A 19,250-nucleotide genomic window follows, 5' to 3' on the forward strand; every position below is an offset into this window, starting at 1 on the left:
TATTACCTAGGCGCTCGAAATCCTTGACGTAGCCGCCGAGGGTGACAAGCTGTGGAGAAGCGCAGGGTGCTAGAGGTCTGGGCCGAGATAGCACCCAGCAAGAACCCCGCGAAGATAGTGAGTGTTGCGAGGAGCATCCAAGGCCTCGCCGATGTGGTCAACGTGCCGGAGGCGCCCCTAGGGAAGCCCAGCGCTCACGCCATAGCAGTGGCATACCTGGCTGCCCGGGAGGCCTACGCCGAGGCAGTGGCCAACGTGAGGCTCCTAGACATCAACGCGAACGCATTGCTAAGCCTAGCTGGTGCGGCTAAGCTCCTAGGGCTACGCGGCCTCGTACTACTTCGCGGTGATCCGCCGAAGTATGGTAGGCCCGTGAACGAGTTAACGACCGAGGCTGCCGCGAAGCTCCTCCGCGGGAAGAACATTGACCTCGAGATAGGGGCTATACTCAGCCTAGCTAAGCCCCCAGAGATGCTGGCCGTACGCCTAAGCCAGCCGATAGACGTGTTCCTAGCCACCCGGCTCTGGAAGCCTAGCCAGCTAGGAGGCGTGGTGCAAGAGGCGAGGCTTCGCCAGGGCAAAAAGATCATACCATACATAGTCGTAGCGGAGGCGGATAACAGGAAGCTGCTCTACAAGATGCTGGAGGGCCACCAGCCAGTCTACGAGCCAGAGGACGTCCCAAAGCTCCTAGCAGAAATCTCTAAGCTCGTAGACGGCATCCTTGTCTCGGCTCCTCTCTCTGAGAAAACTCTTCGAGAAGCACTGAGAGCCGCGAAAGAGGCCCGCGAAGAACTAATCATAGGCAAGAAGACGCTGGACTAAGCCCTCGTTCTAGCCGTCCTTTCCCCTCTGCTCAGCTCGTTCTCCAGCCCTCTTGCAGACGAGAGATAGAAGCCATCTAACACCCAGCTATAAATATGCTCGATTATGCTAGCTAGACAGCCGGTGCAGCTAGCATGGGCTCTGACCCAGAGCTAGCCAAGGCACTGCTCATAGTAGTCGCAGCCGCCATACTATCCGCAGCCCTCATAGCTGCCTCCTACATTTCTGCAGAGAAGACCCACAGCACCGCCTCGGAGCCAAAGAGCTTCTGCACAGCGCTCACAGTTCCTCCGGGAAGCTCAGTAGGAGCCAGTTCTTCCAACGTTGCTATCTCGTGTACTTTTAGGATAAAGCTCCACTACCGAATGCCCATTGACAAGCTAGAGCTATTCATTGGTAATCTAGGAGAGCCCGTAGCTGCTATCGGTCTTGGAAGTATACGTGCCGACGAGGCCACCATATTGCTCGTGATCGGGCCTTTCGAGAAGACAATCAGGGTCAACGCCTTATTGAGGCTCGTCAACACTCGTGGCAGAATGGCTCAGAAGATATTCTACGAGAACAAGGCCGTCCGTGTAGACATGGATCTCTCCCATGTGCTTCGCTTCGAAGTACTCAACGCGAGCGGCAAAGACACTGTAGACGTAGAGATACCGAGGACGAAGGACCATCTCTACGCACTGGTAACGGTCCCTAAGTGCAGAGAGCTAGTGATAAGGCTTAGGTCGGACAAAGGTGACTGGCTCGTAAAATCCATACTTAGAGGGGAGACAGGTGACTGGAACCTCGTCTCCTTAGCCCTGCGCACGGATAAGCACAGTTTTGACGAGCTCTCTGCTACTTGTAAGGGCTCAGAGATAAGGGTTGAAGTAATGCGCTCAGTGTGGGCCAAGCTGCGCGTAGTATATGTTGACGGCAAGTACGAGGATTATAGAGTAGAGGTGCTTCCAGCCGGCTATACTATTGCACAGACATTCCCGCTGCCATAGCCTCCGGCCCTTGCTCAATTCCCCTTGCTGCGCGGGGAGGAACCATAACCAGCGCGGAGACAATAGTCTAAATAGTCCTCGTAGTTGTTGTGGTGAGAACTGAGGGTAAGGGAGACTTGACCCAGGAGTACCGTGTTCCGAGAGCGTTCCCGGTCACAGTGGTCGGTAGCTACCCGAAGATGCCGGAAGCCGAGGAGGCTATCAAGCTTCGGAGAAAGGGTGTTATCAGCGAAGAGGAGTTCCATGAGCGCGTGAAGCCCGCCATAAAGAAGGTTATTGAGGACTACTTGTGGGCTGGCGTCGATATTCTCAGCGATGGCGAGCAGAGCCGCGAAGATATGGTCGTCTATTTCGCTGAAAGGCTTGGAGGCTACCGCATAGGCGACTGGGTAAGGATATTCGATAACGTGTACTTCCGTAAACCAGTGGTCTACGCCAAGGTCGAGTACAAGGGCCCCATGGCGGTCATGGACTGGGAGTACGCGCAGAGTATCTCCCAGGGCAGACCCGTCAAGGCAATCATCACCGGCCCCTACACTATGGTTGACTGGAGCTTCGACACATACTACGGCGATCGTCGCGAACTCGTACTCGAAATGGCGAAGGTGCTCCGCAACGAGATAGAGGAGTTCGTGAAGCGAGGCGCCAAGTACGTACAGGTTGATGAGCCCGCCCTGCCAGCCAGGCCGCGCAAAGAGGAGGCAGAGCTAGTGAAGGAAGCACTAGAGATAATGCTCAAGGGGATCGATGCGAAGAAGATAGTACACATATGCTTCGGCCGAATAGAGAAGCTCATACCATACTTCCTCGAATTCCCCGTAGACCAGATAGACCTCGAGTTCAAGAACTCCGAGTTCAAGCTACTACCATACCTCAAGGAGTACGGGTTCAACAAGGAACTAGGCTACGGAGTCGTTGACGTGCACAGCCTCCGGGTAGAGACCCCCGAGGAGATAATAGAGGCCGTAGAGAGGCTCATGAAGCTAGACATACTAGGCCCAGAGAAAATCTACCTAGACCCAGACTGTGGGCTGAAAAGACTGCCGAGAGAAATAGCTAGACAGAAGCTGCGCTCAATAGCAATAGCGGCAAAGCAGCTTAGAAAACAATATGGCTACGAAGAGTAACCCCTTCCCCGTATCTCATGCCTTTTTCGACCCCCTTGCAGCACGTCAATAACCTCGCTAACTGGTTCTACCCGCTACATGTCTCCTAGCATAGCGAGCATAGTCGTGAATAGATAGACGCTGTAGAGGATGCTAGAGGGCTTGTAGGGATTGTATAAAAAGCTTTTAGAGAAAACTGGGGGCGATTATAGTCCTCCTTGCTCCTAAAGGTCTCCCTGTACTTTGAGTGTGCGTATGATTTCTTCCCAGTTGGTCTCTATCTCTTTCTGTATCATCTTGATGTCTTCTGGTTTTAGGTGGCGGAATCTTCCCTGTAGCTTGAGGTACTCTTCTATTGGTTTTCTCTTCGATGGGTCTATGAGCCTGTTGCTTGGCGGGTTTAGCCTTAGCCTGCCGTTCTCGTACTCGTAGAGTATCCACGCCCCTGTCTCGACTGCTAGCTGGGCTATCTTGGCGGTTAGGGAGGGGTCGAATCTCCAGCCTACCGGGCAGGGGGCGTGGAGGTGTATGTACTTGAAGCCCCTTATGCTTGCAGCCTTCTTGAGCTTTGCTATGAAGTCCCAGGGGTAGCCAACGCTCGCTGTCGCTACGTAGGGTACGCGGTGCGCAGCCACTATCTGTGGCATTGGTTTCTTGAACTGCCTCTTACCGGTGTGCGTGGTGGTTGTCCAGGCGCCGTAGGGTGTTAGGCCGCTTCTCTGTATACCGGTGTTCATGTAGGCCTCGTTGTCAACACATATGTATATGATGTCTTCTCCTCTCTCAGCTGCTGCGCTTAGGGCTTGGAAGCCTATGTCTGCCGTGCCTCCATCGCCGGCCCACACTACTACTTGTGCATCTACGCCTCTTCTCTTCAGGGCTCTTGCTAGCCCGCTCGCAGCTGATGCGCTCGCGGCGAAGACTATGTTGAGTATGGGTAGCCCGAATCCCTGCTTAGGCCATAGTCCCTGGATTACGGAGCTACAGCCTGCTGGTATGACTACCACTGCTTTATCGCCGAGAGCCATTCCGAGGTACTTGAACCCCATTGACTCTGGGCATCCGGGGCACGCAGCGTTGCCCGGCATTACGTACTTCTTCTTGGGGAGCTGCTTGATGTTTATAGCCAAGAGGGTTTCACCTCACACATGCATAATCCTTAGTCTAGTTTTACGCCGCTCGAGGGATATGTGGGGAAAATCTTGCCTAGGTGGTACCACATTACTGGTATGTAGACTCTTCCGTTCTCCTCGATGAGCTGTATAGCCTTCTCGGCGAACAATGCTACATCGTCGTGCGATATGTCTACGCCTCCGATGCCAGCCGGTACACCGACCATGCTCGGCTTTCCTTCCAGAGCGCTGCTTATCTCTAGGAATAGTGGTCCTGCGTGGCCTGTTGAAAGGCTCCTATCCATCACTATTACGCCCTTCTTGCCCATGGCTATTTCTCTTAGGTCGTGCCAGGGGAAGGGCCTTATCCAGCGTAGCCTTGCCACGCCTACGCGGTAACCCTTCTCGCGTAGCTTGTCTGCAGCGATCTTTGCATCGCCCATCCACGACCCTATGCCTGCTATCAGGTAGTCTGCGTCGCTGCACCGATAGCAGTCTATCATGTTGCTGTAGTCCCTGCCGAAGTACTTGCCATATTCTGCGCCAACCTCCTTGATCACTTTGACGGCGTTCTCCATGCTCTGCTGCATATCCATTCTCAGCTCCTCGAAGAACTCGTCGGGCACCAGGTTACCCATGGCCTTGGGCTCTCCGGGCTCCATCACGTATGGCTGTCGGCGCGGCGGCAGGAACTCATCAACGGTCTCCTGGTCGGGCAGTTCTACTGGCTCGACTGTGTGGCTCAGTATGAAGCCGTCAAGCCCAACAATGCCGGGCAGGTAGACCCTTGGGTCCTCCGTTATGCGGAACATCAGCAGGGTTAAGTCGAAGGCCTCCTGGTTGTTCTCAGCCATTGATACTAGCCAGCCAGTGTCGCGCGTCATTAATATGTCTTCGTGGCTTACATGGATATTCCACGGCGGGCCTATCGCCCTAGTAACCACGGCCATTACTACGGGTATCCTGCTGCCAGCCGTCCACCAGAGCATCTCGTACATGTATGCGAGGCCGTGGCTACTAGTAGCGGTGAATGCCCTCACGCCACCGCTTGCCGCGCCATACGTTGCTGCTAGGGCGCTGTGCTCGCTCTCAACGTGTATCATCTCTGCATCCATTTCTCCCTTCGATATTAGCTCGTCAATCTTCTCGACGATTATCGTCTGCGGCGTGATTGGGTAGGCAGCAACAATCTCTACTCGTGCATACTTTGTCGCGTATGCTACTGCCTCATTACCTCTCATAGCTACGAGCTTCGGCACCGAGGCCTCACCCCTCACTCTCCTCTTGCTCTATGAACTTCGACTCATCAACCATTTCTATAGCCTTGACGGGGCAAACTGCTGCACATATGCCGCAGCCCTTGCAGTAATCATAATCTATTACCGGGATGTCCTGGCCCCTAGGCCCCTTCTTCGGAACCATCTCTATCACGTTCTCCGGGCAGTAGAGCCAACAGAGGTAGCAGCCAGTACACTTGTCGTAGTTAACAACTGGTCTCTCAGTTCTCCAGTAGCCCGTCCTACCCATAGAGCCTGGAGCAGCCATTGATAAGGGAAGCTTGTGCCCACCCGGGTCTATACGGGCTACAATACCCTTCTTGGACTCGGACATAGAGTTACACCTCAACGATCAACTAGGACGTGGAAAAGAGCCGTGATAAGCGAGGCTTGTCACGCATGTGCCTTCACGGGTTCAAGGACAGCCTTCTTTACCTCCTCGTAGGCCCTTCTAGCAGACTCAGCGTTTGCCTCTGCCACGCGGGGCCTACCGCTCCAATACTCCTTGATCGCCTTGACAATGCTGTCTATTGATACCAGGCCCGTTACCCTGGCAAGTGCCCCAAGCATAGCCGTGTTCACTACTGGCCAGCCAGCAACGACCAGGCCGAGCTCCTTAGCTATCCTAGTCGCGTCGACTATGTAGAGTTCTGCCTGGAATCCTCTAAGACTTATAGGGCGCGGGAGATTCGCGATAATCTTTACGCCAGGCTTTGCGCCCGCCAGTACCCTATCTCGCTCAACATGCATCAAGCCGGGATCAAGGACGACGAGAACATCTGGGCGACGCACACCACTATGGATAGGTACTGGCCTTGGAGCAACCCTCGCGAAAGCCAGTACGTGTGCGCCCCTACGCTCAGCACCGAAGCTCGGGATAGCCTGGCCCCACTTCCCCTCGAAGAGGGCAGCCTGTACGAGTATAGTAGCGGCGGTTACTGCGCCCTGGCCGCCACGGCCGTGGAAGCGCAGCTCAGTGGTCTCTTGGAGCCCGCGGAGATGCAGAAGCTCGCTAGAAGAGCCGTGCGACATTACAAGGACAGCCTCCACTATATTTATCGGGTTTTGTCTCCTTATTAACTTGGTTTCGCTGAAGCAGCCCAGCACTCTCAAAATAAGTTTTTGGGTTAAGCGGGGGACTCTTTCCGCCGAGACCAATATTGATTAGGGGGCTAGCAGGACACAGTATGCTCCATAGCAGCGTGTTGGCTGGGAGAACGAGCTGTGCTACGAGAACACGGCGTAGTCCTCAAGCGGTGTAGAGGCTGCCTGCGCGTCGCCTTGCTCTACCCTGCTGTCTATGAGGCTGCTGTTGCTAGCCTTGCCTATCAGAACCTCTACTACATGCTCAATAGCCTAGAGTACGTCTATGCTGAGCGATTCGTCGCCTCGAAGATGGCTGGGGAAGAGCCTCTTCCGAGGAGCTTGGAGACGGGCTCAGCGCTGAGGGACTTCGACGTAGTGCTTGTCCCGGTGAGCTACGAGCTAGACTACGTCACGTTGGCGCGTATGCTCCTGGCGGCGGGCATTGAGCCTCTGGCCGAGAAGAGACGGGGAGAAGGACCACTGCTGGTTCTTGGAGGCCCTGTTCCGAGCACTAATCCGCTGCCAGCCCTAGGTCTAGGAGACGTTGTGCTGGTGGGCGAGGCCGAGGGCCTTGTGGAAAAAATCGCGGAGAAGGTCTACGAGGAGGGCAGTAGAGGGGTCGAGGCCCTAGCGTGTACTAGTGGCGTGCTTGTAAAGGAGTGTACAAGCCCCGTTAGGAAGCACTATGTCGCTGACCTTGACTCGGCGTTCCACAGTACCATGCAGTTCCGTGTACCGGGTAGCGGGCAGCCATGGGGGGAAGCATACATGGTTGAAGCAAGCCGCGGATGCCCCCACATGTGCCGCTTCTGCATGGAGGCGCACTTCCTTCTACCGACGCGTCACCGCAGCCTAGGGAGACTCACCGAGCTCATAGAGAAGGGCGTTGAGGCCAATGGTGTCTCGAGGGTAGCGTTCTACGCGCTAAGCTTCTTCGACCACCCGGACGCCGATAGGCTCCTCGAGAAGGTCTACGAGATGGGCTTAGAGGCGAGTATTGGTAGCCTGCGAGCAGACACGTTGACCGAGGACCGGGTAGAGGTGCTTAGTAGGCTAGGCCAGAGCGTCGTCACGGTGGCGCCTGAGACTCTCAGCCCGCGGCTATGCAGGGTTATCGGGAAATGCATACTGGGCGACAAGGTAGAGGAGGTAGCATCGTGGGCCTGGAAGAGGAGGATGCACCTCAAGCTCTACCTGATGCTCGGCCTACCCGGCGAGAGAGATGAGGACGTAGAGCAGTATGCTGAGCAACTCCGAGAACTATCGAGGAAAGCCCCCCCGCTGAGAGACGCGATAAGGGTCTCAGTGAACCCGCTCATACCGAAGCCGATGACACCCCTACAGTACCACTCCTTCATAGACAGGAGTACGTACGAGGAAAGGGTGAGGATCCTTAAGAGGGCGTCAAGCAAGGTGCTCAGCATAGAGTCGCTCAGCTACCGCTACGCATACGCCCAGGCAGTAATAGCACGAGGAGACGATGCGATCCCAGCACTGGTCAGGGAGTGGGCCAGCATGGGCGGGAGACTAGGACAGCTATGGAGAGCAGCGCGCAGCCTTGGGATAAACCTAGAAAGATACACGGGAAGTCCTGAGCCTCTATGGCATAGATTTGTTTACTTAGGATACTCTGAGAAAACGCTTCAACTCTCGTACAAATATGCATACATATTGGCAGCGTCTCAGCACTAGTTCCAGGGATTAAGCGAGGGCTCTGCCTCAATGTTGCGCGACAAGCCGGAGCTAATGGCACTCAGCATTGCCGTGGCAATAATAATTGCTGGAATTCTTACGTGGATAAGATCTGAGAGCTTAGCAAACACGTTTCTTGCAGCAATTAGTGCAGCAGCAACGGCTGCAGCCGCAATAATGATAAAGGAAATAGATATAGGTCTTAAGCAATTGAGATTTGAAGCCCTTGACAAGGCTTATGATGCTCTTGATAAAAAAGAGTTTAAGGAAAGTGTAGAAAAGGTTTGCAATTCTTATTCTCGATATTCTCAATCTAGAGACTCATTTGAAGCTTTACAAAAATGTCTTGAGTACTACGCTAGGGGTAGCGAGAACTCTGATACATCAAGTGCAAGAGCGCTCGTCCGTAGGCCTAGTATAGAGCTAAATAAAACTGGTTATTTAATATATAGGGGATTTCTTGATCACAGGTACTTGGCCGAAGAGTTTGGGGGCCTAGTTGTAAGAGCGTTCGCATGTATGCGCCCACTCCTGATATGCCTACGCAATACATCTGAGGATTTAAGGGATAAACGTTGGTTTATGCGTAGGTTTGCCCTTTTAGCTGAGCTGATAGCGGAGTCCTTTTTGAAAAAGAGGTGGAAACAATATTTTGCAAAGCTTCTTACTGCCCAAACAAATCCTAAAGACGGTCCGGGATTATCTCTCCTAGCTTTGCAACTAGATGCCTATGTGAAGTGCGTAGAGAAGACAAGCCACGAGGAATTATGTACAGATTATCTTCCGGCCATAAGCTATTCGAAACAAAGTAGATGCGCTGAGAAGTATAACGAAGCACTATATGAACTACGTAGAAATAACAAACTTGAACCCAGAAGACTTAATGAATTAGCAGAGGAGCTAGTAAAGGCATGCATCATTGAGGGAGAGAAAAAAGATGATTTATCCCTCGTATGGGATGACTGGCTTGATGACGACTTAAGGAAGATACTCAAAAAGCTTTGTGGCTATAGACCTCCTAGGAAAGTAAATCAAAAGTAATGCTGCACATCTCAAGCGACAAACGAGAAGAAGGTATCAGTGCTGCCTAAGCTCCGTGATACTTCATAGAAAATAATGGAGCTGGGAGGATAAGGCCGTGCCGGCAGGTAAGCTCGTTTTTGTTGCGCGTGCTGCTTATGGTGCTCGTAATGCTTTCGCGTTTATTGCTTCTGCTCTTCGTCGTAGCGGGTTACTAGGTAAGCGTGTTGGCCTGGTTTTCGTTGACGAGAATCCTCTCGGTGTCGCGCGCGAGTTGCGTGAGCGCGGTAGGGAGGCGGTGGTGCTTTATGGGCTTAGTAGCCCTGTCTTCCTCGAGCTCATGGACGAGGTTGTTAGTGTTGCACGCGAGTTCCCCGTGGTTGTTGGGGGGCCTCATGCCGAGGGGGCTTATTGGCAGCTTCTCCGCCTAGGGGTTTACGCCGCTGTTGTCGGTGATGGGGAGAACGCTGTCATTGGTATCGCGGAGCACTTTCTCGGCGAAAGAGGGCTCGAGGACGTTCCCAATATCGCGTTTAGGTATGGCAATGGGTTCCGCGTCACGCGTATAGAGCTGGTAGAGCTTGATGACTATGAGCCGTTTAGCAGGGAGTATGGGCTCTACCCGCCGATAGAGATTATGAGGGGGTGTTTCTACCGGTGCAAGTTCTGCCAGGTACCGTGGCTCTTCAAGGCCCGCGTCCGGTTCCGCAGCGTAGACTCGACTGTTAGTGCTGCTAGGAGCTACGTGGAGGCCGGTAAGAGGCTAATACGCTTCGTCGCCCCGATAGGGCTCGCCTACATGTCCCATAGGCCCGGGGAGCCCAACGTAGAGGCCATTGAGGCCCTGCTGAGGGGCGTAAGGAGTGTCGGCGGGAAGCCCTTCCTGGGAACATTTCCGAGCGAGACTAGGCCAGAGTACGTGAACCCCGATGTGCTCCAGGTGCTGAGGCGGTTCGCCGAGAACAAGAGGCTAGCAATAGGCCTCCAGAGCGGGAGCAACCGTGTACTAGAGAGGAGCATGAGGGACCACACCGTTGAGGAGGCAATGGAGGCTATAAGGCTCGCGGCGAGACACGGCTTCCAGCCCGTGGTAGACCTCCTCTTCGGGCTCCCCGGCGAGGAGGAGGAAGACGTAGAGAAGACCGTCGAGATCATGCGAGAGCTTGCACGGATCCAGGCGAAGATGAGGCTCCACGCCTTCATACCTCTCCCAGGCACGCCGTTCGCCAGGGAGCGGCCCAAGCCGGTACACCCGCGCTACAAGGAGGCCGCGCTACGCCTCACCGGGAAAGGGCTCATCGAGGGCGACTGGGAGTGGCAGGAGAAAATAGCGCCAGCAATCTACTGCCTCACAGCCATAGACCCCGTGCCCAGCAAGGAGCCGAAGCCGAGCCCCCGTGACAAGGAGTACTGCGAGAAATACTGGAGCCAGTGGAGCCAAACGTTAAGCCCATACAAAGAAGTGCTACAAGCGGTAGACCGGTAAAGCGGAGAACAGCAGAGAAAAAGAGGCCTCTTTCTAGTCCCCTTGCCACCGCCTCGCCAGCAATACTGCAAACACGGCGATAGCTAATAGAACCAGCACCAAGACTGGGAGCACGATTCCAACTCCTTTGCTTCCGGAGCTGGTCGTGGCGGAGGCATTTGGCTCAGCGTTTTTCTCGGGCACTCTACTGTAGGGATATATTGTACTGGCTTCCTTGACGCTCTTAGTTTCATTACTTATTTGCTCACTTCTATGTGTAAAGCTGTTGTATATTGAGCTAGTGGCTGTAGTTGTTTTTGTCTCGTTCATTGATTCCGTAGACGCTGTGTTGCTCTGATTAAGCGTCGCTTGATTAGCTGTCCCGTTATCTTTCCGGAGTTTGACAAGAGGCAGGGAGATAAGCGGGGTTTCTTGAGGTACTAGTTCAAAGGAAGTTGGAGGCCATATCTCTACCTCGACTATCCTCGTAGGGAACTCTGTCTCGGCAAGTGCCTCGGCCACGGCCTCTGCTATCTCCTTTGCTAGGTTTCTGTCCAGGCTCGCTACACGGTTGTAGATATGCTCGCTGGTCATTACTGGTATGACGACTGCGCCTAGAAACGGGTCAGCACCTACCCATCCGATAATGCTGAGGTTGAGTTTTCTGTATTTCTCGCGAAGCGTCTCGTTGAGCCGTGTAAGCAAACCGGTCTTACGGTCTTGCTCTATTAATGTCCAGAATGCCTCAGAGGCGCTTCCCGGCGTAGCGCATATAGCTATTTTATCCGCATTTCTACCTGTAAGGGGCAAAACAGCCTTGATGAAAATCTCGGCTTTCTCTACTTTCGAGGGATCATTAATTATCATGACCAGTATGCCGCCTTCTTGACACATGAAGATATACTCTATTATGCCTCGAAGGTCTAACGGGACAAGGTCGCGGTGAAACCTCATCTCAACCAAGTCGCCGCACTGCTTGTGGAGCGCTTCAAAAACGTTTACAAAGTAGTGTACAGCCCCCTTTTCACTAATGTTGCCACCTTCGTGAAACGTCACGTAAACAGTATAGTTGCGTACATGGACTTTCACAACGTATTCATAGATTATGCCGAACTCGTTCCTCAGCACATTGGTACAGTTGTCAATCACTACTTCTGGATCGCTATGGTTGCTAGCCGATAAGGCTATAGCGCTGAACAGTGTTGGCACGAAGAGCGCAACCAAGAACGCAAGGATGATGCCTGCCTCGGCGACTCCATGCGCAAAGTATTCGGACACTCTCTTCATTCCCGTAGTATATACGCCGTTGGGGTGTATATAACGGCTTGTTACGGGGGTTGCAGAAGCATTTTAGAAAGCTAATCAAGGCTCTTTTACTTCTTACCATATGTTCTGATAACAACCTTTGCGCTGAGCATATAGGGCGGCCTCGTAGTTATTTCTTCGGGGAAGCGGCGGCCATGGCTGAGCTGAGTGGTTATGCTGGTCGCATCGCCTTCGTTGACCTAAGTAGTGGTGAGGTGCGTGTAGAGCAGCTTGATGAGCGGCTCGTGGACTTGTTTATCGGTGGCAAGGGGTTTCTCTACTATCTTGGCTACAAGATGATAGCGCCGAGTGCTGACCCGCTTAACCCCCGTGAGAACGTGCTGATTGTTGCGCCGGGCGCGCTCGCAGCCCATGCGCCTGGGGCTTCGAAGGTTGGGTTCTTGGCGAAGAGCCCGCTCACCAATATCCTTTGCGACACCTATGCCGGCCAAGTCTTCGGCTCCAAGATGAAGATGGCCGGGTTCGACGCCCTCGTGGTGACGGGTGCGGCGGAGGAGCCCGTCTACCTTTATCTCGAGAACGGCCGCGTCGAGATAAGGAGTGCTAAGCACTTGTGGGGCTCGTCTACGTGGGACACGGCAGAGGCTATCCGGAAGGAGACGAGGCTCGGGGCCAGTGTCGCCGCTATTGGCCCAGCGGGGGAGAGGCTGGTCCGCTTCGCAAACATAATTGTTGACGGGTTCCGTGCCGCTGGGCGCTGCGGCCTAGGAGCAGTAATGGGTGCTAAGAAGCTTAAGGCCATAGCTGCTTGGGGGATTAGGCCTCCGAGGCGCTTCGACAACGATGCCTGGAGGGAGGCCTATCTCTCAACCTATCGCAGGATAGAGGAGGACGAGCCCACGAGGGCATGGGCGCGCTACGGGACCAACGACGGCGTCTCCGTGTGTAGTAGGCTGAGCATGTGCCCTGGGTGGCACTGGAGGAGGCCGTGGCTGCCCGAGGAGGAGGCTAAGAAGCTCAGCGGAGACGAGGTCTTGGCGAGGCAGGTTAGCAGAGACGTGTACAAGAAGTATGCCGGCGTTCTCTGGGGGTGGGGCTGCCCGGTAAAATGCAGCAAGCTCGTAGCCTCTAAGAGGAAGGGGCTGGAGCACATCATTGTTAAGCCGGAGTACGAGAATCTCTCAATGCTCGGCGTAGCCACCGGGGTACTGGATCCCGACGAGGTCATATACATAGAGTGGCTCGTGAATAGGCTCGGCATGGACAGTATCAGCTTCGGCGAAACAGTCTCGTGGCTAATGGAGCTATACGAGGACGGGCTCCTCACCCGCGAAGAACTGGACGGGCTCACCGCAGAGCCCAGGTTCGGCAACCCTGAGGCGGTGAAGCAGCTAGCCCAGCTAGTAGCAGCTAGGAAAGGGATAGGATCCATACTCGCCGAGGGCGTAGAGAAGGCCTCTAGGATCCTCGGGAGAGGAGAAGACCGCGCCGTACACGTCAAGGGCCTCGAAGCAGCAGCGTGGGACCCCCGCGGGCGCAGAGGCTTCGCAGTAAGCTACGCCACAGCAGACGTCGGCGCAAGCCACTTGCGCGGCTGGCCCAGACCGCACCAGAGGCCTAGCCAGGGCCCCGCAAAGGAGATGGTGAAGAGCTTCGTGGAGGACCGTGACCACAAGGCGCTCCTCGACAGCCTAGGGCTGTGCGCCTTCGTCCCGTACAGCGACGAGGAGATAGAGAAGCTCTACGCAGCCGTAACGGGTAGAAAGAAGACGATAAGCGAGCTTAGACTAGTAGGTTGGAGAACAGAGGCCCTGGCACGCATACACGCAACGCTAGCCGGGAGAGTACCCGAAGGCGACACGGTGCCAAAGAGGTGGATGGAGCCAATACCAGAGGGCCCAGCTAAGGGCGAACGAGCCGCCCTCGACTGGGACGATCTCCGGGAAGCAATACGCGAGTTCTACAGGATACGCGGATACGACGAGGAATACGGCGTGCCACGCCCCGATACGCTTAGGAAGCTAGGCTTAGAGGAATTCATAGAGGATGCTCAGAGAGCCCTCATAGAGGCAGCTAAGAGGAACAAGCCGCACCTGGACTAACACCTCTCCACCCCATAGGAGGGCTGTGAGGAGGCTTAGAAGGGGCGAGCCCAGAGCACCCCAAGGGCTATGAGCGCAGCGGGGATGCCGAGCCCCATACCGAGGCCCCCTAGACCTGTCTCCGCACATCGCATGTAGCGTCTGCGGCAATGAATAATATCACCGCATTGGTTCTCCCGCATATACCGAGAAAAGGTGATAGCTGTGAGTACATGTATAGACACCATATCTAGGCACGTCAGCATACGCAGGTTCAAACCCGACCCGGTACCCGAGAACGATCTCCGCACAATCCTCGAGGCCGCTCGCCGCGCTCCAACATCTTGGAACCTCCAACCAGTAACCATTATCGCCGTGACGGACCAGGGGCTCAAGCAGCAACTAGCAGACGCTGTCGGGGGGCAAGAGCACGTAGCAGAGGCTCCCGTCTTCCTCGTATTCGCCGCCGATTATCACAAGCTCTTAGAGGCCTCCAGGAGCGCTGGCGTAGAGGCCGCTGAGCCAGGGCTAGGACACCTAGTCACAGCGGCGATAGACGTTGGCATAAGTTCTGGCTGGGCCGCACTAGCCGCCGAGACGCTGGGCTACGGCATAGTCTTCATAGCGCTGTACTCTAACCCGTGCCGCGTAGCCGAGATACTCTCCCTACCAAAACATGTCATACCACTAGTAGGCCTAGCGCTCGGCAAGCCCGCAGAATCACCACAGCCCAGGCCAAGACAGCCCCCCGAGGTCTTCGCAAGCATCAACAAGTACCCCTCGCCGCCAGACCTCGCAGAGAAGGTTAGAAGCGCGTACCGCAGCGGAGGAGCAAAGCTCTTCCGCTACGTACTCGCACCCGGAGCATACTACGACCAAGTAACAAACGCGCTACTAGAATGCATGAAGAAACAAGGATACAGGGCACCATAAAGGCAGGGTAGACGGGGCTATCTAGTGTCCTACAGCCTTCTCCCCTGCCACGTGGAGCACGGAGCCTTTCCTCGAATCAAGCTGGTACACGAGGTCCGCACGGAGACCGCGGGGAACCTCGCTGTCAACAACCACGGCCATGGTTGTGGACTTTTCCACGGCTTGGACACACTCAGCGTAGCCCAAGAGGGCGCAGATCCTCCTACTCCACCAGCTTGGCCCGACCTCGACACGCGCCACGTCGTGGCGAAGAGCCACTGAGTCCACTAGCTCTGCTCCCATGCTTAGAGCCCTCGTAACGGAGACCGGGAGACCCGTGGTGTAGAACCTAACTCTTAGCCCCCGCAAGGCTATCGCAGACACTCTGTGGAACAAGAGTGGGACTAATATAGGCTAGGACACATAGAGGGTGCGCAAAAAGAACCAGGGGCATAGAGCAGGAAACGAACCCTTGTTGCAACTAAGCTATGTACTCCGGGCATATGAGTGCTTAATAATATAGGGATTATGGCCTTAGGCTACATATTTCATTAGCTTTAGTTATTTGAGAGATTCCTTCATTTCCTTCCTCCACTCCGCTATTATTTCGTATAGCTTGTCTATCCTCTTATTGGTCTCATCTATTCTTGAATCAAGCCTTCTAATTTCCTCCTTGAGCTCTTGCTTCACTGTATTGATGCTCTTCTCGAGCTCTTGCTTAACACTATTCATCTCTTCCTTCAGCTCGTTCTTCACATTATCTACCCTGTTACTAGTTTTCTCTATTTCACCTCTCAGCTCGTTCTTTGCCGCATCTATTCTCTTGTTTGCTTCGTCTATCCTTGTGTCTAATCTCCTAATATCTTCCTTAATCTCATGTTTAACACTATTTACCTCTTCTTTGAGCTCCTTCCTCGTACTGCTTATTTCTTCTCTTAGTTCTTCTTTGACGTTGCTTATTTCTTCCTTAAGCTCCTGCCTAGTATCTCTTATAGACTTATACGTGAGGTCTAGGTATAGCAACAGTATGTCCTCGGTGCTGAGTTTCTTGCCTTTCTCCAGCTTCTCCAAGATCTTCTTAGAAACTTGTGACAAGACACTGGACAATACTGCTTCCTCGGCCAAAGCAAAGGCCCCGAAAAGAAATAGTAGAATATTAACGTATAAGGATTGCTGGCTCCATGTAGCTTGCTTCATAATTTTTGGTAGAGGACTAGAACTATGTATACGGTCTAAGCTAATAGCTACAGATGTGTTGCGGCGCTTATCATAGCTCCCGCGTAGACCAGTACTCTAAACCACGAATATTACCTCAATAAACTCAATGAGTGCAACGAAACCGCAGAGCGCCAAAAAGAATTCTACGCCTATATGCGACCGGCGTGCCCGGGGGTGTGACTGGCTTGTCGTTTATGTATCCAGGTGGCTTCGTTATCACGCTTCCCTGTGACCGTGAGGCTGCTCTTGCTGCGCTTGACGCTGCTATCGCGTCTGCTAAGAGGTCTCTCCTCCTCACCACGGTTACTGTCGTGTTGTTCGGGTTCATCGCGTTCGCCATGGTTGCATCCGTTGGCCCGTTGTTCGAGACCGGCGTGTTTGGCTTCGCTGTGCTATTGTTCCTGGTGGTTTTTCTCCTCATACCTGTGCTCGCATACTTGCAGGCTGCCCCCTGGATCCGGTATCTTGAGGAGCTTCGCCGCGGGATAGAGAGCGGAGAAATCGATGTTAGGGATGTTTGTGGGCAACCGATTTACTGGCGTAGCCCGCGGAGAACGTAGCAAGTCGGGAGGGCTGTGACGAGTATTCAGGCCTCTTAGCCCCTGTCGTCGTTCCTTGAGGGGGTGCTGAGGCGGTTATTCCCGCTGAGCCCTTGCCATGGGGGCTTGTCTGACGATTTCTTCCTTGGACTATATTAGGGGACATGCTTGCCTTGTTTCTACGAGGAAGAGGAGTCTAGTCAAGGGTGGCGCTTATGCCTAGAGATGGCTATCTCTACACGAGGGAGGTCCACGGCCTGGAGCCCGGTGCTAGGGCGAGGGTTCGTGGCTGGGTTTATCGCTACCGTGACCTGGGTAGCAAGGTTTTCATTGTTCTCCGCGACCCTGAGGGTATTTTGCAGCTCGTGGCCTCGGCCGAGTATTCGCCGAGAGAGGTCTTGGAGGAGGCTAGGAGGGCTGATATAGAGGCCAGCATTGTGGCTGAGGGGGTTGTGGCTAGGGATCCTCGTGCGCCGGGCGGCGTTGAGCTCCGCTTGGAGAAGCTAAGGGTTGTTGGAGAGTCTCGCGATTTCCCGATTAAGGGTGGCGAGGGCATTGACTACCTTCTCGACAACAGGCACCTCTGGATTAGGAGTAGGAAGCTGACACAGGTGTGGAGGATAAGGCACACAGTGCTCAGGGCGTTCAGGGAGTACTTTGAGAGCCGAGGGTTCTGGGAGGTTAGCCCGCCGATACTCACCCAGGCAGCTGTGGAGGGCGGGGCGACGCTGTTCAAGGTCGACTTCTTCGGCGACGTCGCCTATCTGAGCCAGAGCGCCCAGCTATACCTTGAGGCACTCATATTCAGCCTCGAGAGGGTGTGGGCGCTCAGCCCGAGCTTCCGCGCAGAGAGGAGCAGGACGAGGAGGCACCTCTACGAGTACTGGCACCTCGAAGCCGAGGAGGCGTGGGCCCACATGGAGGACGAGATGAGGACCGTGGAGGAACTAGTAGCTTATGCTACGAAGAGGGTTCTGGACGAGAGGCTCGAGGAGCTGGAGCAGTTGCGCCAGAAGCCGGAGCGCCTGGAGCCAGCGAAGAAGACGCCCTATCCTAGGATAACCTACGAGGAGGCTATTGAGAGGCTGAGGAAGAAGGGCTTCGACATAAGCTACGGCGACGACCTCGGTGCTGACGAGGAGCGCGCCCTCGGAGAGGACTACGAGACACCATTCTTCATAACCCACTTCCCGCTCCGCATAAAGGCGTTCTACATGAAGGAGGATCCCCAGGACCCGGAGAAGGCGCTAGCCTTCGACCTACTCGTGCCCGGCGTCGGCGAGATAGTTGGCGGGAGCGAACGCGAAGACGATTACGAGAAGCTGGTACAGCACATAAAGATGCACAACCTGGATCCGAGGGATTACGAGTGGTACCTAGACCTACGCCGCTACGGGAGTGTGCCTCATAGCGGGTTCGGACTTGGAGTAGAGCGGTACATAATGTGGATTGCGGGCCTAGACCACATTAGGGACGCTATACCGTTCCCAAGGTTCCGTGACCGCCTCTACCCATAGCCTTGTCCGCGGAGAGCTGCCCGTATCGCCCGGCTATTTTCCCGCACACAACACGGGCTTGTATAGAGGCTATATAGCCGTGAAGTATCCCTTGGTGCTGCCTACTCTTTGGCTAGCATGCCTGGTAGATGATTGGTGAGCATAGCAGAGTTCATCGGCGAAGTGTTTACCGTACTGGGCAGCGCCGACCCAGTGTACCTTACAATATCTATCTTGCTCTATTACTTTGTCTCCCTTCTCTACGCTATACGGCTTTACATAATCCTTGTACGACTTGATATTAGGGCATCGCTGCTAGACATATTTGTTGCGAACCTGTTCGCTGTAGCAGTTAACAACATAACTACGAGCTTCAGAATAGTCGGCGAGGCTGCGCGCGCCGCCTACATCTACTTAAAGATAGGGGAGAGGGCCATAGGCGTCGTAGCGGGCATCATCTTCGACAAGATCGTTGAAGCAGCTCCCTTGGCGGCTATGGCGTTGCTAATGATACCGGAGGCAGCTGGCTCCAAGAGCCTATTAGCATACCTTGTCGTCACCATAGCCTTAACCGTTGCCGGGATAATTGTCGCCATAAAGTACTGGGACCGCGTAATCAGCTATATTGTTGAGTATGCTCGCAAGCGGGGACACGACCTAGAAGTCTCGGATAGCGAGCTCAGGGCCCTCGAAATACTAGCAAGCGACAAAATAGTCATTACTGCTACGACACTCATCAGCTTGTTCACTTGGATAGTTATAGCAATACGCCTCTATTTCACCGCGCTAAGCGTTGGCTGGAGCAGCAGCCTTGCCAGCTTCATCCTAGTAACCATAGCATATACCGTTATATCAATTCTGACAATCACGCCGGGAGGCGTGGGGATTATTGAGGGCTCGTTGACGGCGCTCTTCATATCGCTTGGAGCACCACCGGAGAAGGCGTTGGCGATAACTCTTGTAGAGAGAATAGTATCCTACGTGATAGGCACTGTGACAGGGCTGCTTGCAGGGATTATTGGGGGTGGCTCGGTTATCCTAAAAAGGATTCAGAGAGACAAGCATGGCTCTGGAAACAGGCCGGACAAGGTGTAAAGTGATGAAGGGTAGCAATGCTGATCAACTACGCAGTGATGTGCCCTAGTGTGGCTGACACACAGCCCCCA

The 19,250-nt window shown here is 54.3% G+C and carries 18 protein-coding genes; 11 read left to right on the forward strand and 7 right to left on the reverse strand.

Going from position 1 to position 19,250, the window contains the following annotated elements; all coding sequences use genetic code 11:
• Nucleotides 1-51: 51 nt before the first annotated feature.
• The 3 genes from SBG41_RS08855 (at nt 52) to SBG41_RS08865 (ending at nt 2,941) form a co-directional block, all read left to right on the forward strand.
• Nucleotides 52-825, forward strand: coding sequence for a hypothetical protein (locus SBG41_RS08855; protein WP_317895181.1), 774 nt, complete (start codon nt 52-54; stop codon nt 823-825).
• Between the two features lie 134 nt (nt 826-959).
• Complete coding sequence (locus SBG41_RS08860) at nt 960-1,814, forward strand: hypothetical protein (protein WP_317895182.1); 855 nt, start codon at nt 960-962, stop codon at nt 1,812-1,814.
• Nucleotides 1,815-1,930: 116 nt separating this feature from the next.
• Nucleotides 1,931-2,941 (forward strand): methionine synthase, encoded by a 1,011-nt coding sequence (locus tag SBG41_RS08865; protein WP_317895183.1) that lies wholly within the window; start codon nt 1,931-1,933, stop codon nt 2,939-2,941.
• A gap of 203 nt (nt 2,942-3,144) precedes the next feature.
• On the opposite strand, the gene porB is transcribed toward SBG41_RS08865, so the two are convergent.
• The 4 genes from porB to SBG41_RS08885 are packed head-to-tail and all read right to left on the reverse strand — an operon-like array spanning nt 3,145 to nt 6,341.
• Complete coding sequence (porB, locus tag SBG41_RS08870; RefSeq protein ID WP_317895184.1) at nt 3,145-4,050, reverse strand: pyruvate synthase subunit PorB; 906 nt, start codon at nt 4,048-4,050, stop codon at nt 3,145-3,147.
• Between the two features lie 29 nt (nt 4,051-4,079).
• Nucleotides 4,080-5,291, reverse strand: coding sequence for a transketolase C-terminal domain-containing protein (locus SBG41_RS08875; RefSeq protein WP_317895185.1), 1,212 nt, complete (start codon nt 5,289-5,291; stop codon nt 4,080-4,082).
• Between the two features lie 7 nt (nt 5,292-5,298).
• Nucleotides 5,299-5,643 (reverse strand): 4Fe-4S binding protein, encoded by a 345-nt coding sequence (locus SBG41_RS08880; RefSeq protein WP_317895186.1) that lies wholly within the window; start codon nt 5,641-5,643, stop codon nt 5,299-5,301.
• Between the two features lie 59 nt (nt 5,644-5,702).
• A complete protein-coding gene (locus tag SBG41_RS08885; RefSeq protein ID WP_317895187.1) occupies nt 5,703-6,341 on the reverse strand; it encodes a 2-oxoacid:acceptor oxidoreductase family protein in 639 nt (212 codons plus the stop codon).
• Between the two features lie 192 nt (nt 6,342-6,533).
• Here SBG41_RS08885 and SBG41_RS08890 point away from each other — a divergent pair, with 192 nt between their 5' ends.
• The 3 genes from SBG41_RS08890 (at nt 6,534) to SBG41_RS08900 (ending at nt 10,593) form a co-directional block, all read left to right on the forward strand.
• A complete protein-coding gene (locus SBG41_RS08890; protein WP_317895188.1) occupies nt 6,534-8,087 on the forward strand; it encodes a B12-binding domain-containing radical SAM protein in 1,554 nt (517 codons plus the stop codon).
• A gap of 30 nt (nt 8,088-8,117) precedes the next feature.
• Nucleotides 8,118-9,128, forward strand: coding sequence for a hypothetical protein (locus tag SBG41_RS08895; protein WP_317895189.1), 1,011 nt, complete (start codon nt 8,118-8,120; stop codon nt 9,126-9,128).
• 97 nt (nt 9,129-9,225) lie between these two features.
• Nucleotides 9,226-10,593, forward strand: coding sequence for a TIGR04013 family B12-binding domain/radical SAM domain-containing protein (locus SBG41_RS08900; protein WP_317895190.1), 1,368 nt, complete (start codon nt 9,226-9,228; stop codon nt 10,591-10,593).
• Between the two features lie 33 nt (nt 10,594-10,626).
• Here the strand turns inward: SBG41_RS08900 and SBG41_RS08905 are convergent, their stop codons facing one another.
• Nucleotides 10,627-11,850, reverse strand: coding sequence for a hypothetical protein (locus SBG41_RS08905; protein ID WP_317895191.1), 1,224 nt, complete (start codon nt 11,848-11,850; stop codon nt 10,627-10,629).
• A 182-nt stretch (nt 11,851-12,032) separates the two neighbouring features.
• Between SBG41_RS08905 and SBG41_RS08910 the strand changes: the two genes are divergently transcribed.
• Nucleotides 12,033-13,940, forward strand: a complete 1,908-nt coding sequence (locus SBG41_RS08910) for an aldehyde ferredoxin oxidoreductase family protein (RefSeq protein WP_317895192.1) — start codon at nt 12,033-12,035, stop codon at nt 13,938-13,940.
• Between the two features lie 204 nt (nt 13,941-14,144).
• Complete coding sequence (locus SBG41_RS08915; protein WP_317895193.1) at nt 14,145-14,852, forward strand: nitroreductase family protein; 708 nt, start codon at nt 14,145-14,147, stop codon at nt 14,850-14,852.
• Nucleotides 14,853-14,873: 21 nt separating this feature from the next.
• On the opposite strand, the gene SBG41_RS08920 is transcribed toward SBG41_RS08915, so the two are convergent.
• A complete protein-coding gene (locus SBG41_RS08920) occupies nt 14,874-15,227 on the reverse strand; it encodes a hypothetical protein (protein ID WP_317895194.1) in 354 nt (117 codons plus the stop codon).
• A 165-nt stretch (nt 15,228-15,392) separates the two neighbouring features.
• Nucleotides 15,393-15,956, reverse strand: coding sequence for a coiled-coil domain-containing protein (locus SBG41_RS08925; RefSeq protein WP_317895195.1), 564 nt, complete (start codon nt 15,954-15,956; stop codon nt 15,393-15,395).
• A gap of 278 nt (nt 15,957-16,234) precedes the next feature.
• On the opposite strand from SBG41_RS08925, the gene SBG41_RS08930 reads away from it, so the two are divergent.
• The 3 genes from SBG41_RS08930 (at nt 16,235) to SBG41_RS08940 (ending at nt 19,179) form a co-directional block, all read left to right on the forward strand.
• Nucleotides 16,235-16,609 carry a hypothetical protein gene (locus tag SBG41_RS08930; RefSeq protein WP_317895196.1) on the forward strand — a complete coding sequence of 125 codons (375 nt, stop codon included), beginning with the start codon at nt 16,235-16,237 and terminating at the stop codon, nt 16,607-16,609.
• 194 nt (nt 16,610-16,803) lie between these two features.
• Nucleotides 16,804-18,105, forward strand: a complete 1,302-nt coding sequence (gene asnS, locus SBG41_RS08935) for an asparagine--tRNA ligase (RefSeq protein WP_317895197.1) — start codon at nt 16,804-16,806, stop codon at nt 18,103-18,105.
• A gap of 135 nt (nt 18,106-18,240) precedes the next feature.
• On the forward strand, nt 18,241-19,179 hold the full coding sequence (locus SBG41_RS08940) for a lysylphosphatidylglycerol synthase transmembrane domain-containing protein (protein WP_317895198.1): 939 nt from the start codon (nt 18,241-18,243) through the stop codon (nt 19,177-19,179).
• Nucleotides 19,180-19,250 lie beyond the last annotated feature (71 nt).

Origin of the sequence: Pyrofollis japonicus (assembly GCF_033097485.1) — an archaeon.
Taxonomy (GTDB): domain Archaea; phylum Thermoproteota; class Thermoprotei_A; order Sulfolobales; family Pyrodictiaceae; genus Pyrofollis; species Pyrofollis japonicus.

What these genes read in the sequence shown, in the direction of transcription:
- SBG41_RS08860 (WP_317895182.1), top strand. Translation starts at nt 960, where the DNA reads ATGGGCTCTGACCCAGAGCTAGCCAAGGCACTGCTCATAGTAGTCGCA.
- SBG41_RS08880 (WP_317895186.1), bottom strand. Translation starts at nt 5,643, where the DNA reads ATGTCCGAGTCCAAGAAGGGTATTGTAGCCCGTATAGACCCGGGTGGG.
- SBG41_RS08885 (WP_317895187.1), bottom strand. Translation starts at nt 6,341, where the DNA reads ATGTCGCACGGCTCTTCTAGCGAGCTTCTGCATCTCCGCGGGCTCCAA.
- SBG41_RS08895 (WP_317895189.1), top strand. Translation starts at nt 8,118, where the DNA reads ATGTTGCGCGACAAGCCGGAGCTAATGGCACTCAGCATTGCCGTGGCA.
- SBG41_RS08910 (WP_317895192.1), top strand. Translation starts at nt 12,033, where the DNA reads ATGGCTGAGCTGAGTGGTTATGCTGGTCGCATCGCCTTCGTTGACCTA.
- asnS (WP_317895197.1), top strand. Translation starts at nt 16,804, where the DNA reads ATGCCTAGAGATGGCTATCTCTACACGAGGGAGGTCCACGGCCTGGAG.